A 19,488-nucleotide genomic window follows, 5' to 3' on the forward strand; every position below is an offset into this window, starting at 1 on the left:
CCCGGACGGCGGCCGGGGCACCCGCGCCCCCGCCGTCACCACCACTGTCCCCGTCCCCGTCCCCGTTCCCGTCACTATCACCGTCACCGTCACCGAGGCGGCGTCAGCGCCGCGATGATGCGTTCCGCCGCCAGCGTCGCGGTGAGGGTGCCCGCGCGGACCTCCCGCTCCAGCGTGGGGGCGATCTCGCGGACGCCCGGGTGGTCGCGGAGGCGGTCCAGGAGGTGGTCGCGGACCATCGACCAGGCCCAGTCGACCTGCTGGTCGCCGCGCTTGCGTGCGAGGCGGCCGTCGGCGGCGAGGAGCCCGCGGTGCTGTTCGAGCCGGTCCCACACCTCGTCGAGGCCGGTGCCCTCGCGCGCGCTACAGGTGAGCACGGGGGGTGTCCACGCCGCGTCGGCGGGGTGCATCAGCCGCAGCGCGCCCGCGAGTTCGCGGGCCGCGGCGCGCGCGTCGCGTTCGTGGGGGCCGTCCGCCTTGTTGACGGTGATGACGTCGGCCAGTTCCAGGACGCCCTTCTTGATGCCCTGGAGCTGGTCGCCGGTGCGGGCGAGGGTGAGCAGCAGGAAGGAGTCGACCATGTGGGCGACGGCGGTCTCCGACTGCCCCACGCCCACCGTCTCGACGAGCACGATGTCGTACCCGGCCGCCTCCATCACGATGATCGTCTCGCGGGTCGCCTTGGCGACCCCGCCCAGCGTGCCGGCGGTGGGCGAGGGCCGCACGAAGGCCGCCGGGTCGACGGCGAGCCGCTCCATCCGGGTCTTGTCGCCCAGGATCGAGCCGCCGGTCCGGCTGGAGGAGGGGTCGACGGCGAGCACGGCGACCCGGTGGCCGAGCACGGTGAGCCGGGTGCCGAGCGCGTCGATGAAGGTCGACTTGCCGACCCCGGGCACCCCGCTGATCCCGATCCGCCGGGCCCGCCCGGAGTACGGCAGCAACTCGGTCAGCAGCCGCTGGGCGAGGGCGCGGTGGTCGGCCCGGGTGGACTCCACCAGGGTGATGGCACGGGCGATGTACGAACGGGAGCCGTCCAGGACGCCCTTGGCGTAGGCGTCGAGGTCGATACGGGGCGGCACGCGCTCACCTCTCGGAGCCGTCGGAGCCGTCGGGGGCGTCCGGGGCGGTCGGGGCACCGGGACCGTCATCGGCTGCGGGGCCGTCGGCGTCGTCGGCGGCCCCGGGCGCGCCCGGCCCGTGCCCCAGCGCCTCCCCCAGCGCGCGCAGCAGTTCGTACGCCGCGTCCGGGATCACCGTGCCCGGCGGGAAGACCGCCGCCGCGCCCGCCCGGCGCAACTCCTCGATGTCCTGGGGCGGGATCACCCCGCCGACCACGATCATGATGTCGTCCCGCCCCTCCTCGGCCAGCGCCTCGCGCAGCGCGGGGACGAGGGTGAGGTGCCCGGCGGCGAGCGAGGAGACCCCGACGATATGCGCGTCGGCCTCCACCGCCTGCCGCGCCACCTCGGCCGGGGTCTGGAAGAGCGGGCCGACGTCGACGTCGAAGCCCAGGTCGGCGAAGGCGGTCGCGATGACCTTCTGCCCCCGGTCGTGGCCGTCCTGGCCCATCTTGGCGACCAGGATGCGCGGGCGGCGCCCCTCGGCCTCCTCGAACTCCTCGACGGCGGCGCGGGTCCGTTCGACGGCCGGGGAGTCGCCTGCCTCGTTGCGGTACACACCGGCGATGGTACGGATCTGACCCGCGTGGCGCCCGTACACCTGCTCCAGCGCGGCGGAGATCTCGCCGACGGTCGCCTTGGCGCGGGCGGCGTCCACCGCGAGGGCGAGCAGGTTGCCTTCGAGCCCGGGGCCAGGGCCTGCCTCGGCGGCGGCGGTGAGGGCGCGCAGCGCCTCCTGGCAGGCGGGCTCGGAGCGTTCGGCGCGCAGCCTGCGCAGCTTCTCCGTCTGCCGCGCGCGCACGGCGGAGTTGTCGACCTTGAGGACCTCGATCTCCTCGTCGGTCCCGACCCGGTACTTGTTGACGCCGATGACCGGCTGGCGCCCGGAGTCGATCCGGGCCTGGGTGCGCGCGGCGGCCTCCTCCACCCGGAGTTTGGGGATGCCCGCGTCGATGGCCCGGGCCATGCCGCCGGCCTCCTCGACCTCCCGGATATGGCGCCAGGCGCGGTGCGCGAGGTCGTGGGTGAGGCGTTCCACGTACGCGCTGCCGCCCCAGGGGTCGATGACCCGGCCGGTGCCGGACTCCTGCTGGAGGAGGAGCTGGGTGTTGCGGGCGATCCGCGCGGAGAAGTCGGTGGGGAGCGCCAGCGCCTCGTCGAGCGCGTTGGTGTGCAGCGACTGGGTGTGTCCCTGGGTGGCGGCCATCGCCTCGACGCAGGTGCGGGTGACGTTGTTGTAGACGTCCTGCGCGGTGAGCGACCAGCCGGAGGTCTGGGAGTGGGTGCGCAGGGAGAGCGACTTGGCGTTCTCCGGTTCGAACTGCCGGACCAGCTTGGCCCAGAGCAGCCGGGCCGCCCGCAACTTGGCGATCTCCATGAAGAAGTTCATGCCGATGGCCCAGAAGAAGGAGAGCCGGGGCGCGAACGCGTCCACGTCGAGCCCGGCGGCGAGCCCGGCGCGCAGATACTCGACGCCGTCGGCGAGGGTGTAGGCCAGCTCCAGATCGGCCGTCGCGCCGGCTTCCTGGATGTGGTAGCCGGAGATGGAGATGGAGTTGTAGCGGGGCATCTTCCGCGAGGTGTAGGCGAAGATGTCGGAGATGATCCGCATCGAGGGTTTCGGCGGATAGATATAGGTGTTGCGGACCATGAACTCCTTGAGGATGTCGTTCTGGATGGTCCCGGCCAGCTTCTCGGGCGGTACGCCCTGCTCCTCGGCGGCGACGATGTAGAGGGCGAGGACGGGCAGGACGGCGCCGTTCATCGTCATCGACACGGTCATCCGGTCGAGCGGGATGCCGTCGAAGAGCTGCCGCATGTCGTAGATCGAGTCGATGGCGACCCCGGCCATGCCGACATCGCCGGTGACCCGGGGGTGGTCGCTGTCGTAACCGCGGTGGGTCGGCAGGTCGAAGGCGACGGAGAGGCCCTTCTGCCCGGCGGCGAGGTTCCGCCGGTAGAACGCGTTGGACTCCTCGGCGGTGGAGAATCCGGCGTACTGCCGGACCGTCCAGGGCTGGTTGACGTACATCGTCGGGTAGGGGCCGCGCAGATAGGGGGCGATGCCCGGGTACGTGCCGAGGAAGTCGAGCCCGGTCAGGTCCTCGGCGGTGTAGAGCGGGTGGACGGCGATGCCCTCGGGGGTCTCCCAGCTCAGCTCGTCCGCGCTCCGGCCGGTGCGTTCCTTGACGGCCGTACGCCACTGGTCGGCGGTGACCGGGGCGGGCTCCCCCGGGCCCAGGTCGACCGTGGAGAAGTCGGGGATCGTCATGGCGCCACTCCCATCAGGTCGAGGGCGGAGGTGAGGAGGGCGACCGCGTCGCCGCCCGTGGTGATGAACGCGTCGACCCCGGCCCGGACATGGCGCTCGCGCGACTCGCCGGGGCGGCCGGCGAGGTACACCCGGAGCGCGCCCGCCGCCTTGAGCGCCGCCGCGACGGGCGCGGCGCCCTCGGCGTAGAGCGCGTCGCTGGAGCAGAGGCAGGCGATGGCGGCGCCGCTGCGGGCGAGCGCCTCGGCGGCGCTCTCCGCACCGCTCTCCGTACCGCGTTCGGCGCCGCTCGCCGGGCCGGCCGTCACCGGGGCCTGGACCGCTTCGATACCGCCCGCCTCGAAGAGCCCGGCGGCGAAGGCGGCCCGCGCGGTGTACGCGGCGGCCGGGCCGAGCGTGGCCAGCAGGACGCGGGGGCGGCGGCCGGTGGCGGCCAGGTGGGCGTCGGAGCGGGCGCGCAGCCGCTCGTACGCCTCGTCGCGGCGGACGACGGGCAGTCCGCCCGGGGGGCCGGCCGGACCGGCCGGTTCCGGTGGCGCGTCGCGGACCACGGGGGCCTGGGCGAGCTGCGGGAACTCGCTGACCCCGGTGATGGGTTCGCGCCGCTCCGCGAGGCGCGCTGAGCGCTCGGCCCAGGTGGCGGCGAGCCGTTCCGCCACCAGCCCGGAGCGGAGCGCGGCGCGCTGGCCGCCGGCGCGTTCGAGCTCCTGGAACCAGGCCCAGGCGGCGTGCGCGAGCGCGTCGGTGAGCGACTCGACGTACCAGGAGCCGCCCGCCGGGTCGATGACCCGGCCGAGGTGGGACTCCTCCAGCAGGATCGTGGAGGTGTTGCGGGCGATCCGGCGGGCGAAGGCGTCGGGGAGGCCGAGGGCGTCGTCGAAGGGGAGGACGGTCACCGCGTCGGCGCCGCCGGTCCCGGCGGCCAGCGCGGCGACCGTGGTACGGAGCATGTTCACCCAGGGGTCGCGGCGGGTCATCATCACCGGGGAGGTGACCGCGTGCTGCCGCTGCGCGCGGGCGGCCGGCCGGGCGCCGCAGGCCTCGGCGACGCGGGCCCAGAGCCGCCGGGCCGCGCGGAGTTTGGCGATGGTGAGGAACTGGTCGGCGGTGGCCGCGTACCGGAACTCCAGTTGCCGGCAGGCCGCTTCGACGGTCAGCCCGCGCGCGGTGAGTTCGCGGAGCCAGCCGACGCCGGTGGCGAGCGAGCACCCCAGCTCCTGGGCGTCGGAGGCGCCCGCCTCGTGGTACGGCAGAGCGTCCACGACCAGGGCGCGCACCCCCGGGTGGCGGCGGTCGCAGAGCGCGGCGAGTTCGGCGGCCTCGGCGGTGCCGTCCGCCGTCTCCCTTCCGGTACGGGCGAGTTGGCCGACCGGGTCGGCGCCGAGGATGGCCCGGACATCGGCCGGGGCGACCCCCCGCTCCTCGTGGAGGGCGAGCAGGGCGCGGGCGGCGGCGGGGAACGCGTCGCCCGCGTCGAGCACGACGGGCGCCAGGTCGAGGTGGACACCGTCGAGGACGGCGGGCAGGGCCGCGACGGGCACCCCCCGGTCGCCGACGGCGAGCCAGAGGGAGGTGACGCCGTGCTCCAGGTCGGCGAGGACCGCCTCGTTGGCCGGAGCGGGATCGGGGCGCGCATGGCGCTGCCGTACGTCCCATCCCGAGGCGGCGGCGCCCTCCGGGGTGGCCCCCCGGGTGAACGGCGCGAAGCCGGGGAAGCCGCCGGTGCCGGCCGCGCCGGGGGCGTCGCGGGCCGTGTAGAGCGGACGGGTGATCACCCCGTCCTGGAGCCGGGTGGCGAGCGCGTCCTCCGCCGCCGCCCCGGTGAGGTCCCGGCCCGCCTTGCGCAGCACGCCGGAGACCAGCTCCTGCCACTGGCCACGGGTGGCGTCGGGGAACTCTGCCGCCAGAGAGAGCCCATCGTCGTTGAGGAGCGTCATGGCGCGATCGTAGGGCAGCGCTCCGTACCCGCAGCAGAGCGCGTGGCTGTGATCTTGCCGACCTCGCGGGGGCCCGTGGCACACCGGGGCGTCAGATCCCTGCCGCCTTCCGTTCACCCGCAGGCGCTACGCTGCCCACGCCCGGGACGATCGGAACGCCATAGTTTGCACCTGAACGGGGTCTTTCGCCATGCCATGACTCCGCCTCAGCACCGCCGCGCCGGAGGAGGAGTCAGCGTGCGCGGGCATCCGCGTTCCCTCGTACGGGCGACTTCGCCCCGGGCTTCCCGGCCACGCACCTCCCGTACCCCACCCACCGCGCTCACCGCCGCCGCGCTCGCGCCGGCCGGTGCCTGATCTTCTTTTGGACGGCGTCGCACTCCATGTCTTGGTTCGAATCTTTCATCCTGGGGCTCGTCCAGGGTCTGACCGAGTTCCTGCCCATCTCGTCCAGCGCGCATCTGCGGCTGACCGCGGTGTTCGCGGGGTGGCACGACCCGGGTGCGGCGTTCACCGCGATCACCCAGATCGGCACCGAAGCGGCCGTGCTGATCTACTTCCGCAAGGACATCGCCCGCATCCTCTCGGCGTGGTTCCGCTCGCTGTTCAGCAAGGAGGCGCGGAGCGACCACGACGCCCAGATGGGGTGGCTGGTCATCGTCGGCTCGATCCCGATCGGGGTGCTCGGGGTGACGCTGAAGGACCAGATCAGCGGCCCGTTCCGGGATCTGCGGCTGATCGCCGTCACGCTGATCGTGATGGGCATCGTCCTCGGTGTCGCCGACCGGCTCGCGGCCCGCGAGGAGACCGCGTCGCGGCACCGCGCGGTGAAGGAGCGCAAGACGCTCAAGGAGCTGGGCGTCAAGGACGGCCTGATCTTCGGTCTCTGCCAGGCGATGGCGCTGGTCCCGGGCGTCTCCCGGTCGGGCGCGACGATCAGCGGCGGCCTGCTGATGGGGTACACCCGCGAGGCGGCGGCCCGCTACTCGTTCCTGCTGGCGATCCCGGCGGTGCTCGCCTCGGGCGCGTACGAACTGAAGGACGTCGGCGAGGGGCATGTCTCCTGGGGCCCGACGGTCCTGGCGACCGTGGTCGCTTTCGTGGTGGGATACGCCGTCATCGCGTGGTTCATGAAGTTCATCACCACCAAGAGCTTCATGCCCTTCGTGATCTACCGGGTGGCGCTGGGCATCGCCCTGTTCGTCCTCATCGGCACCGACACCCTGAGCCCGCACGCGGGCGAGTCGGCCGGCTGACGTGGCGGCCGGCCGACGTAACACCCTGCCGGTGTGACCAACGGCCGGGCGGCCTTACGGGAAGAGCACGATCCCGACCCCGATCACCACGACGACGATGGCCACGATGGCGATCATGGCCCAGGTCCCGGGGTGCACCAGCGGCTCCTTCGGGCCACCACCACGGGGCCGGTCCTCCGGGAGCTCGGGGTGAGCCGGACGGTCGCTCGCGTAGAACTCTGTCTCGGTCAGCATCAGAGCCTCCTGCACCAAGACCCCCCACGCCCCCTATGTCCATATTAATCGCAAATGAATGCGAGCTGACATTCGGATGTGTGAGGGGTTGCCTACCACGAGTGTGAGGAAGAACGCCCCCGGAATGGCACTGAGTGCCCCCACCCTGCCCCTAGGGTGGGGGCATGTCCTCACCTTCCGCATCCGCCATCCCGGCCTCCGGTGCCGTCGCGGCCAATGAGCGGATCCGCGCGCTGGTCGACGCGGCCGATGGAACGTGGCCCTCGGAGGCGTACGAAGTCCTCCTGCTCGAATGGGCCGCCGCCCTGCACGACGAGGTCGACCAGGCGGCCTAGCGCCCCTCCCGGCAAGCTTTGCCCCGTCGCGGCACCAGGCACGGCCGGCACACCCCGCACGACGCGCGAAGCGGCCCCCGGAGCAGATCCGGGGGCCGTTCCTCTGCCGCCTCCCCTGCCCCTCCTTCAGGCGCCTCCTTCAGTCGTCGGCGTGCGCGTCTCTTGGTCTGGGGCGTCCGCTGCCGGAGACTGATCCGATGACACAGCGTGTGGATCTGGCGACCGTGATGGACCGGCTCGCCATCGATGAGGTGATCACCCGCTACGCGGTGGCCCTGGACGAGGCGGACTGGCCCGGGTTCCGTGCCCTGTTCACCCCCGAAGGGCGCGCCGACTACACCGGGGCGGGCGGGATCGAGGGTCCCGCCGCCGAGGTCGCCGACTGGCTGGCCGGCACGCTGCGGCCGTATCCCGTACGGCAGCACCTGATCGTCAACCGGCGGCTGCGCCTCCAGGACCTGGGCGGCTACCCCGGCGACCGGGCCGAGGCGCGGGCCGACTATCTCAGCCCGCTGGCCGGCTCCGGCGGGGTGGAGCTGCTGCGGGGCGGCACCGTCCGCTTCGGGCTGCTCCGTGACGACGGGCGGTGGCGGCTCGGCTCCGTCGCCGTGACCGAGAAGTGGCGGTCGGCGGGGTGACGGCGGCCGGCGGGGTGACGGCCTGGTGGCGCGGGGCCGGGGCGGTCGCGGCGGGCTCGCTCGGCGCGCTCGCCTTCCCCGCGCCCTCCTTGTGGTGGTTCGCGTATGTCTGCCTGGTGCCCTGGATGGTGCTGCTGCGCACCGCGCCCACGCCCCGCCGGGCGGCCCTGGAGGGGTGGCTGGGCGGACTCGGGTTCATGGCCGCCGTACACCACTGGCTGCTGCCGAGCCTCCATGTCTTCCTGCTGGTGCTGGCGGGGGCGCTGGGGCTGCTCTGGGCGCCGTGGGGATGGCTGGTGCGCTCGGTGCTGGGCGATCCCGGCGAGCCGGGTGGCCCCGGCGGCCGGGCCGGGCCGCTCTCCGCGCGGCGGGCGTTCGCTGCGGTCGCCGTGGTGCCCTCGGGGTGGCTGATGATCGAGGTGACCCGGTCCTGGGAGGGGCTGGGCGGCCCGTGGGGGGTGCTCGGCGCCAGCCAGTGGGAGGTCTCCCCGGCGCTGCGGCTCGCCTCGGTGGGCGGGGTGTGGCTGGTGAGCCTGCTGGTGGTCGCCGTCAACACCGCGCTGACGCTGCTGCTCACGGTGGCCGCCGCGCGCGCCGCGGCCACCGTGGCCCTGGTGGTCTGCGCGGTGACCACCGGCGCGGTCGCGGCGTGGGCGCCCCGTCCGGAACCGGCCGGTTCCGCCACCGTCGCGGTCGTCCAGCCGGGGGTGGTCGCGGGCCCGGACTCCGTGGAGCGGCGCTTCACCCGGGGCGAGACGCTGACCCGTGCGCTCGCCGGGCGCGGGGTGGACCTGGTGGTCTGGGGCGAGAGCAGCGTCGGGACGGACCTGACGGAGCGGACCGACATCCGGGAGCGGCTCGCGGCGCTCTCCCGTACGGTCGGCGCCGGGATCCTGGTCAACGTGGACGCGCGGAGCACGGACGCCTCGGGCCGTACGGGCATCTTCAAGCGCACCGTCCTGGTGGGCCCCGAGGGGCCGGTCGGCGACCCGTACGACAAGATGCGCCTGGTCCCCTTCGGTGAGTACATACCGGTGCGCGGCGCGCTCGGCTGGGCGACGTCGGTCGGGAAGGCGGCGGGCGAGGACCGGGTGCGCGGCACCCGCCAGGTGGTGCTGACGGTGCCGGTCCACGGGGCGCGCGGCGGAGCCGCGGATCTCCGGGTCGGCCCGCTGATCTGTTTCGAGTCGGCGTTCCCCGATATGAGCCGGCGGCTGGTGCGGGCGGGCGCGGCGATGCTGGTGGCGCAGTCGTCCACCTCCTCGTTCCAGGAGAGCTGGGCGCCGGAGCAGCATGCGTCGCTGGCCGCGCTGCGGGCCGCCGAGACCGGCCGTCCGACGGTGCACGCCACGCTGACCGGGGTGAGCGCGGTCCACGGTCCTGAGGGGCGGCGGGCCGGGGAGCCGGTCGGCACGGACCGTTCCGCCGCCACCGTCTTCGAGGTGCCGCTGGCGGCCGGTACCACGCCGTATGTCCGGCTGGGCGACTGGCCGGTGTACGGGGCGCTCGCCGTGCTCGCCGCCGCGCTGGCGGTGGAGGGCGTACGGTCGCTCGGCGGACCCGCCCCCTCCGGTCCCGCCGGCCCCTCCGCGCCTTCGGTCAGTCCGGCTGCGGGGGCCGCCAGTCGGCGATGGACTCGAAGCCGCGCAGCATGAGCCCGGGGGCGAGCCGGGACACCCCGGCGAGCAGGTTGTCCCGTACGGCCACGGCGAACGCCCCCTGGAGGCTGGAGGCCCGGCCGGTCCGGTGGGCCTGGCGGACGATCGCGGTGGTACGGGGCAGCCGGGCGGCGGTGTACGCGGCGAGGTCGGGGGTCCCGGGGACGGACGGTGCGCCCGGGGCCGCCGGGGCGGTGCCCGGTCCGGCGTGGTGGGCGAGGACGACGGCGTCCTCGATCGCCTGGTTGCCGCCCTGCGCCAGGGTGGGCTGCATGGCGTGGGCGGCGTCCCCGACCAGGGCGGTGCGGCCCCGGTGGTACGCGGGGAGCGGTACCCGCATCTCCCGTACGTCGTGGCGGAGCACGTCCTCGGGGGCGGCGGCCTCGATGAGCCGGGGGACGGGGTCGTGCCAGTCGCCGAAGAGGCGGCGCAGCTCGGCCCGTTCGTCGTCGGGGGCGTGACCGCCCTCGGGGGTGAGGGCCATGGCGTACGCGTAGACCCGGCCGTCCTTGAGCGGCTGGGTGCCCCAGAGGCGGCCCCGGCCCCAGGTCTCGTGCGGTGCGAAGGGCCGCTCGGGGCGCGCCACGACCACCCGCCAGGTGGTGTAGCCGGCGTAGGCGGGCCCGGGGTGGTCCGGGAAGAGGACCCGGCGCGCGGCGGAGCGGATCCCGTCGGCGGCGACGACGAGTTCGGCCTCCAGAGGCCCGTCCGGGGTCGCCACGACGGCGGGCCGGCCCACGGGGGCGAGGGCGCCGGGGTCGGCGAGGGTGGCGGGGACCCCGGTTCTGACGGCCCCTTCGGGGAGCGCGTCGCGCAGCAGGCCGACCAGGGTGGCCCGGTGGAGCAGGACGAGCGGCCCGCCGAACCGGTCGGCCACCGCGCGCCCGTCCATCCGGCTGAGCCAGCGCCCCGCGGGGGTACGGAGCCCGCCCGCGCCCTGCCAGGCGGCGAGCTCCCTGACCCGGTCGCCGAGGCCGAGGACGTCCAGGGCGCGCTGGGCGTTGGGCATCAGGCCGATACCGGCGCCGACCGGGGTGAGCGCGGGGGCCCGCTCCAGGACGGTGACCGCCCAGCCGCGCTGGTGCAGGGCGGTGGCGGCGGTCAGTCCGCCGATCCCGCCGCCGATGACAAGGGCACGGGGCTGGTGCATGGCGACTCCAGGGGGTGCGGGCAGGCCCGAAGGACCCGAACGGCACTACAGGTGTAGTGTTCAGCGGATCTCAGCGTACTACAGGCGTAGTGACGGTGGCCCTCCGGCGAGGGATAGATTGGCGCCATGCCCCCTCGCACACCGTCTCCCACCAGCACCTCCCGGGCCGCCTCCGGCGCTGCGGACACCCCGGGCGCCCCCGGCGCCGCCCGTACGGAGCTGATCGCCGACGCCTCCCTCGCCCTGCTCGTGGAGCGCGGCATGCGCGGGCTGACGCACCGGGCGGTGGACGAGCGGGCCGGGCTCCCGCAGGGCTCCACCTCCAACCACGCGCGGACCCGGCAGGCGCTGCTGGAGACGGCGGTACGGCGCCACGCGGAGCTGGAGATGCGCGTCCTCGCCCCGGACGAACTGCCCGGCGCCATGGGCGGCCCGGGCGCCCCCGTCGACGCGCTGGCGCTGGCCCTGCACCGCTATCTGACCCGCCATCCCGATCTGCTCATCGCCCGCTACGAGTTGGCGCTGGAGGCCACCCGCCGCCCGGAGCTGCGGGCCTTCTACGACACGACGGGCGGCCAGTTCCGCGCACCGCTGGTCGCGATGATGACGGCGGCGGGCTCGCCGGAGCCCGAGCGGCACGCGCTCTCGCTGGTCGCGTGGTGCGACGGGCTGATGTTCTCGTGCGCGGCCGGCTCGTACCACAGCGCGGTGCCCACCCTGGAGGAGTTGCGCAGGGGCTTCGCCGAACTGCTCCGCGGCATGCTCGGCGACCGCGCCCCCGGGGCCCCGGAATAACCTCTGGCGGCGCTCTTCGGCGGTGGGTCACGATGGCCACATGACGACAACACCGAACGTGACGGCAACGAACACGACGACACCGGACGCGACGGCGACGGCACCGCCCGCGACGGGCCAGGACACCCGTACCACGCCCGCCGGTCTCGCGGGCGACCGCGAGATGCTGGAGGGCTGGCTCGACTTCCACCGGGCGACACTCGCCCTGAAGTGCGCCGGGCTGACCGACCGACAGCTCAGGGAACGCGCCGTACCCCCCTCGGAGCTGAGCCTGCTCGGCCTCGTCCGACATATGGCCGAGGTCGAGCGCTCGTGGTTCCGCAACCGGCTGACGGACGAGAAGGCCGCACCGCTCTACTTCTCCGAGGCCGACCCCGACGGGGACTTCCACACGGGCGAGGACGACACCTGGGAGGAGGCGTACGCGAGCTGGCAGGCCGAGATCGCGTACGCGCGGGAGGTGGCGGCGGCGCACACGCTGGACCAGCCCGGCACGGGCGAACGTCAGCGCAGCACCGGGGAGCCCTTCGGCCTCCGCTGGATCTACGCCCACCTGATCGAGGAGTACGCCCGGCACAACGGCCACGCCGACCTGCTGCGCGAGTGCCTGGACGGGACCACGGGCGACTGAGGCGGGGGCGCCGGGGCGGGGCACCGGGGCGGGGCTGGGGCATCGGGGGCGCGGGAGCGCCATCCGCGTCAACTCTCGTACGTCATGCCCCGGCCGGTGTCACCCGTGCGGGCCATCGCCTCCGCTTCCGGCCCGGCGGGGCGCCGGCGCCCGGCAGAGTGACGGGCGTGCGGCGGACGAGAAGCATGACGATGGCCCTGGTGGGGATGGCGGTCACGGCCGCCTCCGGATGTGTGGCGGTGCCCCCTGATCCCGCGCGGGAGGTACGCCCCGCGCCCCAGGCGGCGGCCCCCTCCCCCGCGACCGGCGAGGCGGCGGCACCGATCGCCCAGTCCCCGGCCAAGGAGGCCCTGGAGCGGATCGCCCCGGCCCCGGCCGGGGCCACCGGGGGCGCGGGCCCCGGCGGGCCGGACGGCGCCCCGGCCCCGGGAACAGGACCGGCGGGGACAGGACCGACAAGAACGGGACCGACGGGGAGGGGAACGGGGACGGTACGCACCCCGGCCGCACCCGCCGTCCCGGGGCACGGGCCGCGTCCCGGGACGCCCCGTCACCCCGTACCGCCGCCGACACCGGTGCCGCTTCCGTCCGTACGGTCGTTCAGCGACCTGTGCGCGCTGGGCGAGCGGTACGGGCGCTGGCCGGCCGACAGCCCGCAGGCCCGCGTCTGCCGGGGCACACAGCCGGACTGACCGCCGGGCGGGCCCCGCTCCCCGCCCCCGCCCGCCGCTGGCTCACCCCTCCCCCAGCAGCCGCCCCAGACGGTCGAGGCCCGCCCTGACCCCGGGCCCGTATCCGGCGGCCCCCAGCGCGTCGGCGGCGGCTTGGGCCCGGGCGAGGTGGAGCCGGGCCACATCGGGGCGGTGGAGCTTGAGATAGTCGGCCGCGAGGTCGAGATGGAGGGTGGGGCGGAAGGCGCGCGCGGCGGGCGAGAGCCGCCCCGCGCACCCGTCCGCCGCCAGGGCGGTCAGCGCCCGCAGGTCCCACGCCAGTTCGTCCCCCGGGTCGTCCTGGGCGTCGGCCAGGTAGTGCGCCAGGGTGCAGCGGTGCAGGGGGTCGCCCGTCTCACCGATCTCCGCCCAGAGCGCGCCGAGGCGGTTGCGGGCCTCCTCACGGTCGCCGGCGTGCAGCAGCATGACCGCCTGTCCGATCCTGGTCGGGACGGCGTCCGCCGCCTGCCGCTGCTCCGCCACTGCCGCCTCCGCTCGCCCGGGACCGTCCGGCACGCACCCGGCATCCGTCCGGCCGCACCCGGCGTACGCCCGGCAGGTCCGCCGGACATCACCGGTGTCCGCCGGACATCACGCTAGCCGGAGCCCCGGAGTTCCGCCCTCAGCCGAGGTCGGGGATGCGCCAGTCGATGGGCTCGTGGCCCTGCGCGGCGACCGCCTCGTCGATCTGGGTGAAGGGGCGCGAGCCGAAGAACTTCTTCGCCGAGAGCGGCGAGGGGTGCGCGCCCTTGACCACGACATGGCGGTCCTGGTCGATCAGAGGAAGCTTCTTCTGCGCGTAGGCACCCCAGAGGACGAAGACCGCCGGGTCGGGCCGCTCGGCCACGGCCCGGATCACCGCGTCCGTCACCTTCTCCCAGCCCTTGCCCTTGTGGGAGTTGGCCTCGCCCTCGCGGACCGTCAGCACCGCGTTGAGCAGCAGGACCCCCTGCTCGGCCCAGGGCATCAGATAGCCGTTGTCCGGGATCGGGTGGCCCAGCTCCTCCTTCATCTCCTTGTAGATGTTCCGCAGCGAGGGGGGCGTCCGCACCCCGGGGCGGACCGAGAAGCAGAGGCCGTGCCCCTGGCCGGCGCCGTGGTAGGGGTCCTGGCCCAGGATCAGGACCTTCACCCGCTCGTACGGGGTCGCGTCGAGCGCGGCGAAGACCTCTTCGCGCGGCGGGTAGACCGGCCCCTTGGCCCGCTCCTCCTCGACGAAGTCGGTCAGCTCCTTGAAGTAGGGCTTCTCCAGCTCCTCGCCGAGGACACCACGCCAGGACGCGGGCAGCATGTCGGTGACGGTCACGTCAGGAACCTCCGGTAAGCGATCACTTGTACTCCTCGAACCTACCGGCGACCACTGACAACGGGGCCCGCGCTCCGGAAAGCCGGAGACAGCGGACCCCGTGAGGGGGGCGGGACCGTCAGCCGACCCCGGCGTTGAGGAAGATCCCGCCGTCGACCACGAGGGTCTGCCCGGTGATCCAGTCCGACTGGTCGGAGGTGAGGAAGGCGGCGGCGCCCCCCACGTCCTCCGGCATCCCGAGCCGGCCCAGCGGGTAGGCGGCCGCGGCCTCGGCCTCCCGGCCCTCGTACAGCGCCTTGGCGAACCGGGTCTTGACGACGGCGGGCGCGATGGCGTTGACCCGGACCGCGGGCGCGAACTCGTGCGCGAGCTGGAGCGTCAGATTGACCATGGCCGCCTTGCTCATACCGTACGCGCCGATGAAGGGCGAGGCGGAGATCCCGGCGACGGAGGCGATGTTGACAATGGCGCCGCCGTTCTCCTTCTGCCAGGCGCGCCAGGTGTGCTGGGCGAAGCCGAGCGCGGAGATCACATTGGTCTCGAAGACCTTGCGGGCCACACCATGGTCGAGTTCGGCCAGCGGGCCGAAGACCGGGTTCGTCCCCGCGTTGTTGACGAGGAAGTCGACCCGTCCGAACGCCTCCATGGCGCGCTCGACGGCGACCGCCTGGTGCGCCTCGTCGTGCGCCTTGCCCGCCACGCCGATGACCCGGTCGGAGCCGAGCCGCGCCACGGCCTCCTTCAGGGCGTCCTCGTTCCGTCCGGTGACGCACACCCGGTCGCCGCGTGCCAGCAGCGCCTGGGCGATGCCGTATCCGATGCCCCGGCTCGCGCCGGTGACCAGGGCGGCCTTCCCGCTCTCCGGGGGGCGGGGGTCCCGTACCGTATCTTCGGCGGTCATGTCCGTTCTCCTCCGGGTCAGTTGAGCGGGCCGCCGGCGATGTACAGGACCTGCCCGGAGACGAAGCCGGCCGCGTCGCCCGTGAAGAAGGCGATGGCGTTGGCGACGTCCTCGGGCCGCCCGACGCGCTGGACCGGGATCTGACTCGCCGCGGCGGCCTGGAACTCCTCGAAGCCCATCCCGACCCGGGCGGCGGTCTGCGCGGTCATCTCGGTGACGATGAAGCCGGGGGCGACCGCGTTGGCGGTGACGCCGAACTTGCCCAGCTCCTTGGCGAGGGTCTTGGTGAAGCCCTGGAGGCCCGCCTTGACCGCCGCGTAGTTGGCCTGGCCCCGGTTGCCCAGCGCGGAGCTGGAGGAGAGGCTGACGATACGGCCGAACCCGGCGTCCACCATGTACTTCTGGCAGGCCTTCGACATCAGGAAGGCGCCCTTGAGGTGGACGCCGACGACCGTGTCCCAGTCGGACTCGCTCATCTTGAAGAGCAGGTTGTCGCGGAGTACGCCCGCGTTGTTGACGAGGACGGTCGGCGGGCCCAGTTCGGTGGCGATCCGGGCGACGGCCGCCTCCACCTGGGCGCCGTCCGAGACATCGCACCCCACGGCGAGGGCGGCGCCGCCCGCTTCGGTGATCCGCGCGACGGTGTCCGCGCAGGCCTTCTCGTCGAGGTCGAGTACGGCCACGGCGCGGCCCTCGGCGGCCAGCCGTACCGCCGTGGCGGCGCCGATGCCGCGCGCCGCCCCGGTCACGACCGCTACCCGCTGCTCGGTGGTGGACATCACTGCTCTCCCTCGCCCTAGGATCCCGCGGCCCAGAATGCTGAGCAACCGCTTAGTAGGTTCAGCAGGGAGACGCTAGAAGCCACGGCACTCCGTGTCAACGCCCAGCGGGTCGCGGCTCACCGCACGAGCGACCGCAGCAACCGCTCCATCTCGGCCTCGGGGTCGGCCGTCAGCCCCGTATGGACGGGCCCCGGCTGGACGACGGTGGAGCGCGGCGCGATCAGCCACCGGAACCGCCGCCCCGCGTCGTCCGCCCCGGCCTGGCCGGCTCCGTCGCCGCCCGCACAGACCCCCTCGACGGCGCGCAGCGCGGCCCGTACCCCGGCGACATCGGCCTGTGGGTCGAGCGCGGCGAGTTTGGCCTCGTCGAGGTGGGTACGGGCGCCGACCCAGGAGCGGGCCCGGCAGTAGACGAGCACCCCGGCGTTGAAGAACTCGCCGCGTTCGACCCGTGGCACGACCCGTACCAGGGCGTACTCGTACACATCCTTGTCGGCCCGGGAGTTCCTGACATAGGTGGGCCCGGTGATGTCCCGCATGCTCATCGGACACCCCTCCCGGTGAGCCAGCCCGGCGCCTGCGAGGGCCGGTCGGCGGTGGGCGGCCCGAGCACCACCCGTTCATGGATCGTGGCGGCGCGCTCCAGCAACGGCTCCACATACGCGCGGCGCAGCGCGTCGGCCGAATCGAACTCGGGCTCGTCCGCGAGCCACTCCTCGGGCACCTCGGCGGTGACCTCGGTCAGCAACTCCTCGGTGACCAGCGGGGCGAGCCGCGCGGCGGCGGCGGCGATATCGGGCGCGAAGGGCGCGAGCACATGGTCGGAGGCGTTGTAGGGCTTGGCGGCGGATGCCCGGGCTCCCGGCCAGTTGTGCTGCCAGATCATGGTGGCGCCATGGTCGATGAGCCACAGATCGCCGTGCCAGACCAGCAGGTTGGGGTTGCGCCAGGAGCGGTCGACGTTGTTGACGACGGCGTCGAACCAGACGATCCGCCCGGCCTCCTCGGCGCTCACCTCGTACGCCAGCGGGTCGAACCCGATCGACCCGGGCAGAAAGTCCATCCCGAGGTTGAGCCCCCCACTGGCCTTCAGCAGCTCCTGCACCTCCTGGTCCGGCTCGGAGAGCCCGATGACGGGATCGAGCTCCATCCGCACCAGTTCGGGGATCCGCAGCCCGAGCCGGCGGGCGAGTTCCCCGCAGACGACCTCGGCGACGAGTGTCTTGCGCCCCTGCCCGGCCCCGGTGAACTTCATGACGTACGTACCGAGGTCGTCGGCCTCGACGAGCCCCGGCAGCGAACCACCCTCACGCAGGGGCGTGATGTAGCGGGTGGCAGTGACCTCTCTCAGCATATTTCAAGGCTCCACCGATTGTTTTCCGGCCTCTGGTGTTTTCCGGCCTCTGGCATGAAGTGAGCATAGTGATCAGGCAGGACAGCCGTCACCGAGGTCATGGCTGTCACCCCTGATCAGCCAGCCGGTTCGCGCCCGAGACGTTCCGCCGTGACCTGCGCCGCATCGCATCCGCGCCGTCGGAGAGCACGACGGCCGACCGGGCGGCCGGCTGCCCCCTGGGCCAGGTCACGGGCGCGCCCGGCCCGCCCAGGGTGAGGGCGCCCGAGGTCAGAGGGGGAGTTCGGAGGTCAGTTTGATCTTCTCCATGGGCACCTCGGTCTTGACGTTCTGAACGCCCTTGATCCGGGTGAGGTGCTCGACCTGGAAGCGCCGGTACGCGGCCAGATCCGCGGCCACGATCCGCAGCAGGAAGTCGCTCTCGCCCGCCATGAAATGGCACTCCACGATCTCCGGCAGGCGCCGCACCTGCTCGGTGAAGTGATCGACCGTGGCTGGCACGACGCGCGGGTGGAGCCGTTCGGCCCGCTGGCGATCCTGCCGGGAGCCTCGGCACTCCAGTACGCGCAGCAGGTTTCGAGGGGATCAAGGCATACCGGCATCCGGACGGCAGTGTGTGGACCTTCCGGCCGGACCGTAACGCCGCCCGCCTGCGCGCCTCCGCCGAGCGGTTCTTCCTGCCCGCGCCGGACGACGAGCTGTTCCTGGCATCGCTCCGCGCCCTGCTCGCCGCCGACCACGCCTGGGGCCCCGCACCGGACGGCGAGCGGAGTCTGTACCTGCGGCCCTATCTGATCGGGACCGAGCAGTTCCTCGGGGTGCGACCCTCGCGGGAGGTCACCTACGGGGTGATCGCGAGTCCGGCGGGCGCGTTCGTCGGCGGGCCGGAGCGGCCGGCCGACGTCTGGCTGAGCGAGAGGCACGTACGCGCCGTACCGGGCGGCACCGGCGAGGCGAAGTACGGCGGCAACTACGCCGCCGGGCTCGGCCCGTACGCGGAGGCGGAAGCACACGGCTGCCGGCAGACGCTCTTCCTCGACGCCGAGACGCGCACCCAGGTCGAGGAGTTCAGCGGCATGAACGTCATGCTCGTCACCGGCGACGGGCGCCTGGTCACCCCGGAGCTGACCGGCACCATCCTCCACGGCGTCACCCGCGCCTCCCTGCTCAGGATCGCGGCCGAAGACCTCGGCCTGACGGTCGAGGAACGGCGTGTGAGCGTCGCGGAGTGGCGCGAACGGGTCGCCGACGGGACCTTCTCGGAGGTGTTCGCCTGCGGCACCGCCGCGGTCATCACCCCCGTCGGCCGGCTCAAGGCCCGCTCCTTCGAGGTCCCGCCCGCCCGTGACACCGCGGGCAGGGTCACCCGGGCGCTGCGGGAACGGCTCACCGGCATCCAGTACGGACACGTCCCGGACACGCGCGGCTGGATGGTGAAGATCCATGGCTGACCCGTATCCGCCGCTGGGCCCGGCCGAGCCGGTCGCGGTCATCGGCGCCGGGGCGATCGGCATGTTCCTCGCCGCCGCACTCGCCCGCGCCGGCCATCCCCTGACCGTCTACGGCGGGCGCCCGATCGACCGGATCGAGGTCACCGAAGGCGACCGGACCGACGTCTTCCCGGTGCGGCACAGCGCGGACCCCGCCGAGGCCACGGCGCACCGGCTGGCCGTCGTCGCGGTCAAAGCCCACCACACAGACGAAGCGTCGCCCTGGCTGCGGGCCGCCGTGCACGACGCGTCGACCGTGCTCGTCGCGCAGAACGGCATCGAGCACCGGGAGCGCGTCGCCCCGTACGTCGGCCGGGCGGCCGTCGTCCCCGCGATCGTCTACGTACCGGTCGAACGCCCCGCCCCCGGCCACGCGATCGTCCACCGCCCCGCCGACCGCGACCTCACCCTCCCCGCCGACCCCGCCGCCCTCGCGGCGACCGAACGGCTCGCCGCAGGCGGCATCAGGGTGGAGAACGCCGCCGACTTCACGACCGCGGCATGGCGGAAGGTCCTCACGAACATGGGCAGCAACCCGATCACCACCCTCACCACACGCCGCACCGAAGTCATCCGCGACCCCGGCGTCGCCCGCTACGCCCTCCGTCTCCTGCACGAGGCCGCCGCCGTCGCCCGCGCCGAAGGAGCCGCCATCGGCGACGACGTACCGGAGACGACCGTCACCTGGCTGTGGCGACTCCCCGACGGATCCTCCACCTCCATGCTCCAGGACCGCCTCTCCGGCAACCCACTGGAACACGACGCCCTCACCGGAGCGATTCTCCGCACCGCCGCCCGGCACCACCTCGACGTACCCCACATCGAGTCACTGCACGCCCTCCTGGAAGCCATCAGCGCGACCGCCACACCACACAACAGCACCACACCCCCGAAACACACACACCCCCGCACCCCCTGATC

The 19,488-nt window shown here is 73.8% G+C and carries 21 protein-coding genes; 9 read left to right on the top strand and 12 right to left on the bottom strand.

Annotated features, from left to right (window positions below):
* Positions 1 to 89 precede the first annotated feature (89 nt).
* From meaB to AB0O07_RS10445, 3 genes are read right to left on the bottom strand one after another with little or no spacing between them, the layout of a single operon-like run.
* A complete protein-coding gene (meaB, locus tag AB0O07_RS10435) occupies positions 90 to 1,079 on the bottom strand; it encodes a methylmalonyl Co-A mutase-associated GTPase MeaB (protein WP_365630054.1) in 990 nt (329 codons plus the stop codon).
* Between the two features lie 4 nt (positions 1,080 to 1,083).
* Entirely contained in the window at positions 1,084 to 3,390 is a 2,307-nt protein-coding gene (scpA, locus tag AB0O07_RS10440) for a methylmalonyl-CoA mutase (protein ID WP_365630057.1), read from the bottom strand.
* Positions 3,387 to 5,327: a methylmalonyl-CoA mutase subunit beta gene (locus tag AB0O07_RS10445; protein WP_365630060.1), complete on the bottom strand. Its 1,941-nt coding sequence runs from the start codon at positions 5,325 to 5,327 to the stop codon at positions 3,387 to 3,389. Before AB0O07_RS10445 ends, scpA begins: the two co-directional genes overlap by 4 nt.
* Positions 5,328 to 5,710: 383 nt before the next feature.
* Here AB0O07_RS10445 and AB0O07_RS10450 point away from each other — a divergent pair, with 383 nt between their 5' ends.
* The gene (locus tag AB0O07_RS10450; protein WP_365630063.1) at positions 5,711 to 6,583 is read left to right on the top strand and encodes an undecaprenyl-diphosphate phosphatase; all 873 of its coding nucleotides are present in this window, start codon (positions 5,711 to 5,713) and stop codon (positions 6,581 to 6,583) included.
* A gap of 54 nt (positions 6,584 to 6,637) precedes the next feature.
* Here AB0O07_RS10450 and AB0O07_RS10455 read toward each other — a convergent pair whose 3' ends face one another.
* Positions 6,638 to 6,817 carry a hypothetical protein gene (locus AB0O07_RS10455; RefSeq protein WP_365630066.1) on the bottom strand — a complete coding sequence of 60 codons (180 nt, stop codon included), beginning with the start codon at positions 6,815 to 6,817 and terminating at the stop codon, positions 6,638 to 6,640.
* A 164-nt stretch (positions 6,818 to 6,981) separates the two neighbouring features.
* Between AB0O07_RS10455 and AB0O07_RS10460 the strand changes: the two genes are divergently transcribed.
* The 3 genes from AB0O07_RS10460 to lnt all read left to right on the top strand — a co-directional run bounded on the left by AB0O07_RS10460 (position 6,982) and on the right by lnt (position 9,445).
* Positions 6,982 to 7,152 (top strand): hypothetical protein, encoded by a 171-nt coding sequence (locus AB0O07_RS10460; protein ID WP_365630069.1) that lies wholly within the window; start codon positions 6,982 to 6,984, stop codon positions 7,150 to 7,152.
* A gap of 197 nt (positions 7,153 to 7,349) precedes the next feature.
* On the top strand, positions 7,350 to 7,790 hold the full coding sequence (locus AB0O07_RS10465) for a nuclear transport factor 2 family protein (protein ID WP_365630072.1): 441 nt from the start codon (positions 7,350 to 7,352) through the stop codon (positions 7,788 to 7,790).
* Positions 7,787 to 9,445 (top strand): apolipoprotein N-acyltransferase, encoded by a 1,659-nt coding sequence (lnt, locus tag AB0O07_RS10470; protein ID WP_365630075.1) that lies wholly within the window; start codon positions 7,787 to 7,789, stop codon positions 9,443 to 9,445. The genes AB0O07_RS10465 and lnt overlap by 4 nt, the downstream gene beginning before the upstream one ends.
* On the opposite strand, the gene AB0O07_RS10475 is transcribed toward lnt, so the two are convergent.
* A complete protein-coding gene (locus AB0O07_RS10475) occupies positions 9,390 to 10,598 on the bottom strand; it encodes an FAD-dependent monooxygenase (RefSeq protein ID WP_365630077.1) in 1,209 nt (402 codons plus the stop codon). The genes lnt and AB0O07_RS10475 overlap by 56 nt on opposite strands.
* A 126-nt stretch (positions 10,599 to 10,724) precedes the next feature.
* On the opposite strand from AB0O07_RS10475, the gene AB0O07_RS10480 reads away from it, so the two are divergent.
* The 3 genes from AB0O07_RS10480 (at position 10,725) to AB0O07_RS10490 (ending at position 12,716) form a co-directional block, all read left to right on the top strand.
* Entirely contained in the window at positions 10,725 to 11,393 is a 669-nt protein-coding gene (locus AB0O07_RS10480) for a TetR/AcrR family transcriptional regulator (protein ID WP_365630080.1), read from the top strand.
* Positions 11,394 to 11,556: 163 nt separating this feature from the next.
* Positions 11,557 to 12,024: a DinB family protein gene (locus AB0O07_RS10485; protein WP_365630374.1), complete on the top strand. Its 468-nt coding sequence runs from the start codon at positions 11,557 to 11,559 to the stop codon at positions 12,022 to 12,024.
* Between the two features lie 185 nt (positions 12,025 to 12,209).
* A complete protein-coding gene (locus AB0O07_RS10490; protein WP_365630083.1) occupies positions 12,210 to 12,716 on the top strand; it encodes a hypothetical protein in 507 nt (168 codons plus the stop codon).
* Positions 12,717 to 12,758: 42 nt separating this feature from the next.
* Here AB0O07_RS10490 and AB0O07_RS10495 read toward each other — a convergent pair whose 3' ends face one another.
* The 7 genes from AB0O07_RS10495 to AB0O07_RS10525 form a co-directional block, all read right to left on the bottom strand.
* A complete protein-coding gene (locus AB0O07_RS10495; RefSeq protein ID WP_365630086.1) occupies positions 12,759 to 13,217 on the bottom strand; it encodes a hypothetical protein in 459 nt (152 codons plus the stop codon).
* 139 nt (positions 13,218 to 13,356) lie between these two features.
* Positions 13,357 to 14,025 (bottom strand): uracil-DNA glycosylase, encoded by a 669-nt coding sequence (locus AB0O07_RS10500; protein ID WP_365630377.1) that lies wholly within the window; start codon positions 14,023 to 14,025, stop codon positions 13,357 to 13,359.
* 133 nt (positions 14,026 to 14,158) lie between these two features.
* Positions 14,159 to 14,941 (bottom strand): SDR family oxidoreductase, encoded by a 783-nt coding sequence (locus tag AB0O07_RS10505; RefSeq protein WP_365630088.1) that lies wholly within the window; start codon positions 14,939 to 14,941, stop codon positions 14,159 to 14,161.
* A 17-nt stretch (positions 14,942 to 14,958) separates the two neighbouring features.
* Positions 14,959 to 15,720: a 3-oxoacyl-ACP reductase FabG gene (gene fabG / locus AB0O07_RS10510; RefSeq protein WP_365630091.1), complete on the bottom strand. Its 762-nt coding sequence runs from the start codon at positions 15,718 to 15,720 to the stop codon at positions 14,959 to 14,961.
* 119 nt (positions 15,721 to 15,839) lie between these two features.
* Entirely contained in the window at positions 15,840 to 16,268 is a 429-nt protein-coding gene (locus tag AB0O07_RS10515; protein WP_365630094.1) for a DUF3037 domain-containing protein, read from the bottom strand.
* Positions 16,265 to 17,077 (bottom strand): HipA family kinase, encoded by an 813-nt coding sequence (locus tag AB0O07_RS10520; RefSeq protein ID WP_365630097.1) that lies wholly within the window; start codon positions 17,075 to 17,077, stop codon positions 16,265 to 16,267. Before AB0O07_RS10520 ends, AB0O07_RS10515 begins: the two co-directional genes overlap by 4 nt.
* A 270-nt stretch (positions 17,078 to 17,347) precedes the next feature.
* On the bottom strand, positions 17,348 to 17,578 hold the full coding sequence (locus tag AB0O07_RS10525) for an Lrp/AsnC ligand binding domain-containing protein (RefSeq protein ID WP_365630100.1): 231 nt from the start codon (positions 17,576 to 17,578) through the stop codon (positions 17,348 to 17,350).
* 83 nt (positions 17,579 to 17,661) lie between these two features.
* On the opposite strand from AB0O07_RS10525, the gene AB0O07_RS10530 reads away from it, so the two are divergent.
* Together AB0O07_RS10530 and AB0O07_RS10535 are read left to right on the top strand one after the other, a co-directional pair.
* Positions 17,662 to 18,528 (top strand): branched-chain amino acid aminotransferase, encoded by an 867-nt coding sequence (locus tag AB0O07_RS10530; RefSeq protein ID WP_365630380.1) that lies wholly within the window; start codon positions 17,662 to 17,664, stop codon positions 18,526 to 18,528.
* Entirely contained in the window at positions 18,521 to 19,486 is a 966-nt protein-coding gene (locus AB0O07_RS10535) for a 2-dehydropantoate 2-reductase (RefSeq protein ID WP_365630103.1), read from the top strand. Before AB0O07_RS10530 ends, AB0O07_RS10535 begins: the two co-directional genes overlap by 8 nt.
* Positions 19,487 to 19,488 lie beyond the last annotated feature (2 nt).

Source organism: Streptomyces sp. NPDC093085 (assembly GCF_040683935.1).
Taxonomy (GTDB): domain Bacteria; phylum Actinomycetota; class Actinomycetes; order Streptomycetales; family Streptomycetaceae; genus Streptomyces.

What these genes read in the sequence shown, in the direction of transcription:
- AB0O07_RS10465 (WP_365630072.1), top strand. Translation starts at nt 7,350, where the DNA reads ATGACACAGCGTGTGGATCTGGCGACCGTGATGGACCGGCTCGCCATC.
- fabG (WP_365630091.1), bottom strand. Translation starts at nt 15,720, where the DNA reads ATGTCCACCACCGAGCAGCGGGTAGCGGTCGTGACCGGGGCGGCGCGC.
- AB0O07_RS10500 (WP_365630377.1), bottom strand. Translation starts at nt 14,025, where the DNA reads ATGCTGCCCGCGTCCTGGCGTGGTGTCCTCGGCGAGGAGCTGGAGAAG.
- AB0O07_RS10455 (WP_365630066.1), bottom strand. Translation starts at nt 6,817, where the DNA reads ATGCTGACCGAGACAGAGTTCTACGCGAGCGACCGTCCGGCTCACCCC.
- AB0O07_RS10490 (WP_365630083.1), top strand. Translation starts at nt 12,210, where the DNA reads ATGACGATGGCCCTGGTGGGGATGGCGGTCACGGCCGCCTCCGGATGT.
- AB0O07_RS10535 (WP_365630103.1), top strand. Translation starts at nt 18,521, where the DNA reads ATGGCTGACCCGTATCCGCCGCTGGGCCCGGCCGAGCCGGTCGCGGTC.
- AB0O07_RS10450 (WP_365630063.1), top strand. Translation starts at nt 5,711, where the DNA reads ATGTCTTGGTTCGAATCTTTCATCCTGGGGCTCGTCCAGGGTCTGACC.
- AB0O07_RS10520 (WP_365630097.1), bottom strand. Translation starts at nt 17,077, where the DNA reads ATGCTGAGAGAGGTCACTGCCACCCGCTACATCACGCCCCTGCGTGAG.
- scpA (WP_365630057.1), bottom strand. Translation starts at nt 3,390, where the DNA reads ATGACGATCCCCGACTTCTCCACGGTCGACCTGGGCCCGGGGGAGCCC.
- AB0O07_RS10515 (WP_365630094.1), bottom strand. Translation starts at nt 16,268, where the DNA reads ATGAGCATGCGGGACATCACCGGGCCCACCTATGTCAGGAACTCCCGG.
- AB0O07_RS10460 (WP_365630069.1), top strand. Translation starts at nt 6,982, where the DNA reads ATGTCCTCACCTTCCGCATCCGCCATCCCGGCCTCCGGTGCCGTCGCG.
- AB0O07_RS10485 (WP_365630374.1), top strand. Translation starts at nt 11,557, where the DNA reads ATGCTGGAGGGCTGGCTCGACTTCCACCGGGCGACACTCGCCCTGAAG.
- AB0O07_RS10445 (WP_365630060.1), bottom strand. Translation starts at nt 5,327, where the DNA reads ATGACGCTCCTCAACGACGATGGGCTCTCTCTGGCGGCAGAGTTCCCC.
- AB0O07_RS10505 (WP_365630088.1), bottom strand. Translation starts at nt 14,941, where the DNA reads ATGACCGCCGAAGATACGGTACGGGACCCCCGCCCCCCGGAGAGCGGG.
- AB0O07_RS10480 (WP_365630080.1), top strand. Translation starts at nt 10,725, where the DNA reads ATGCCCCCTCGCACACCGTCTCCCACCAGCACCTCCCGGGCCGCCTCC.
- AB0O07_RS10475 (WP_365630077.1), bottom strand. Translation starts at nt 10,598, where the DNA reads ATGCACCAGCCCCGTGCCCTTGTCATCGGCGGCGGGATCGGCGGACTG.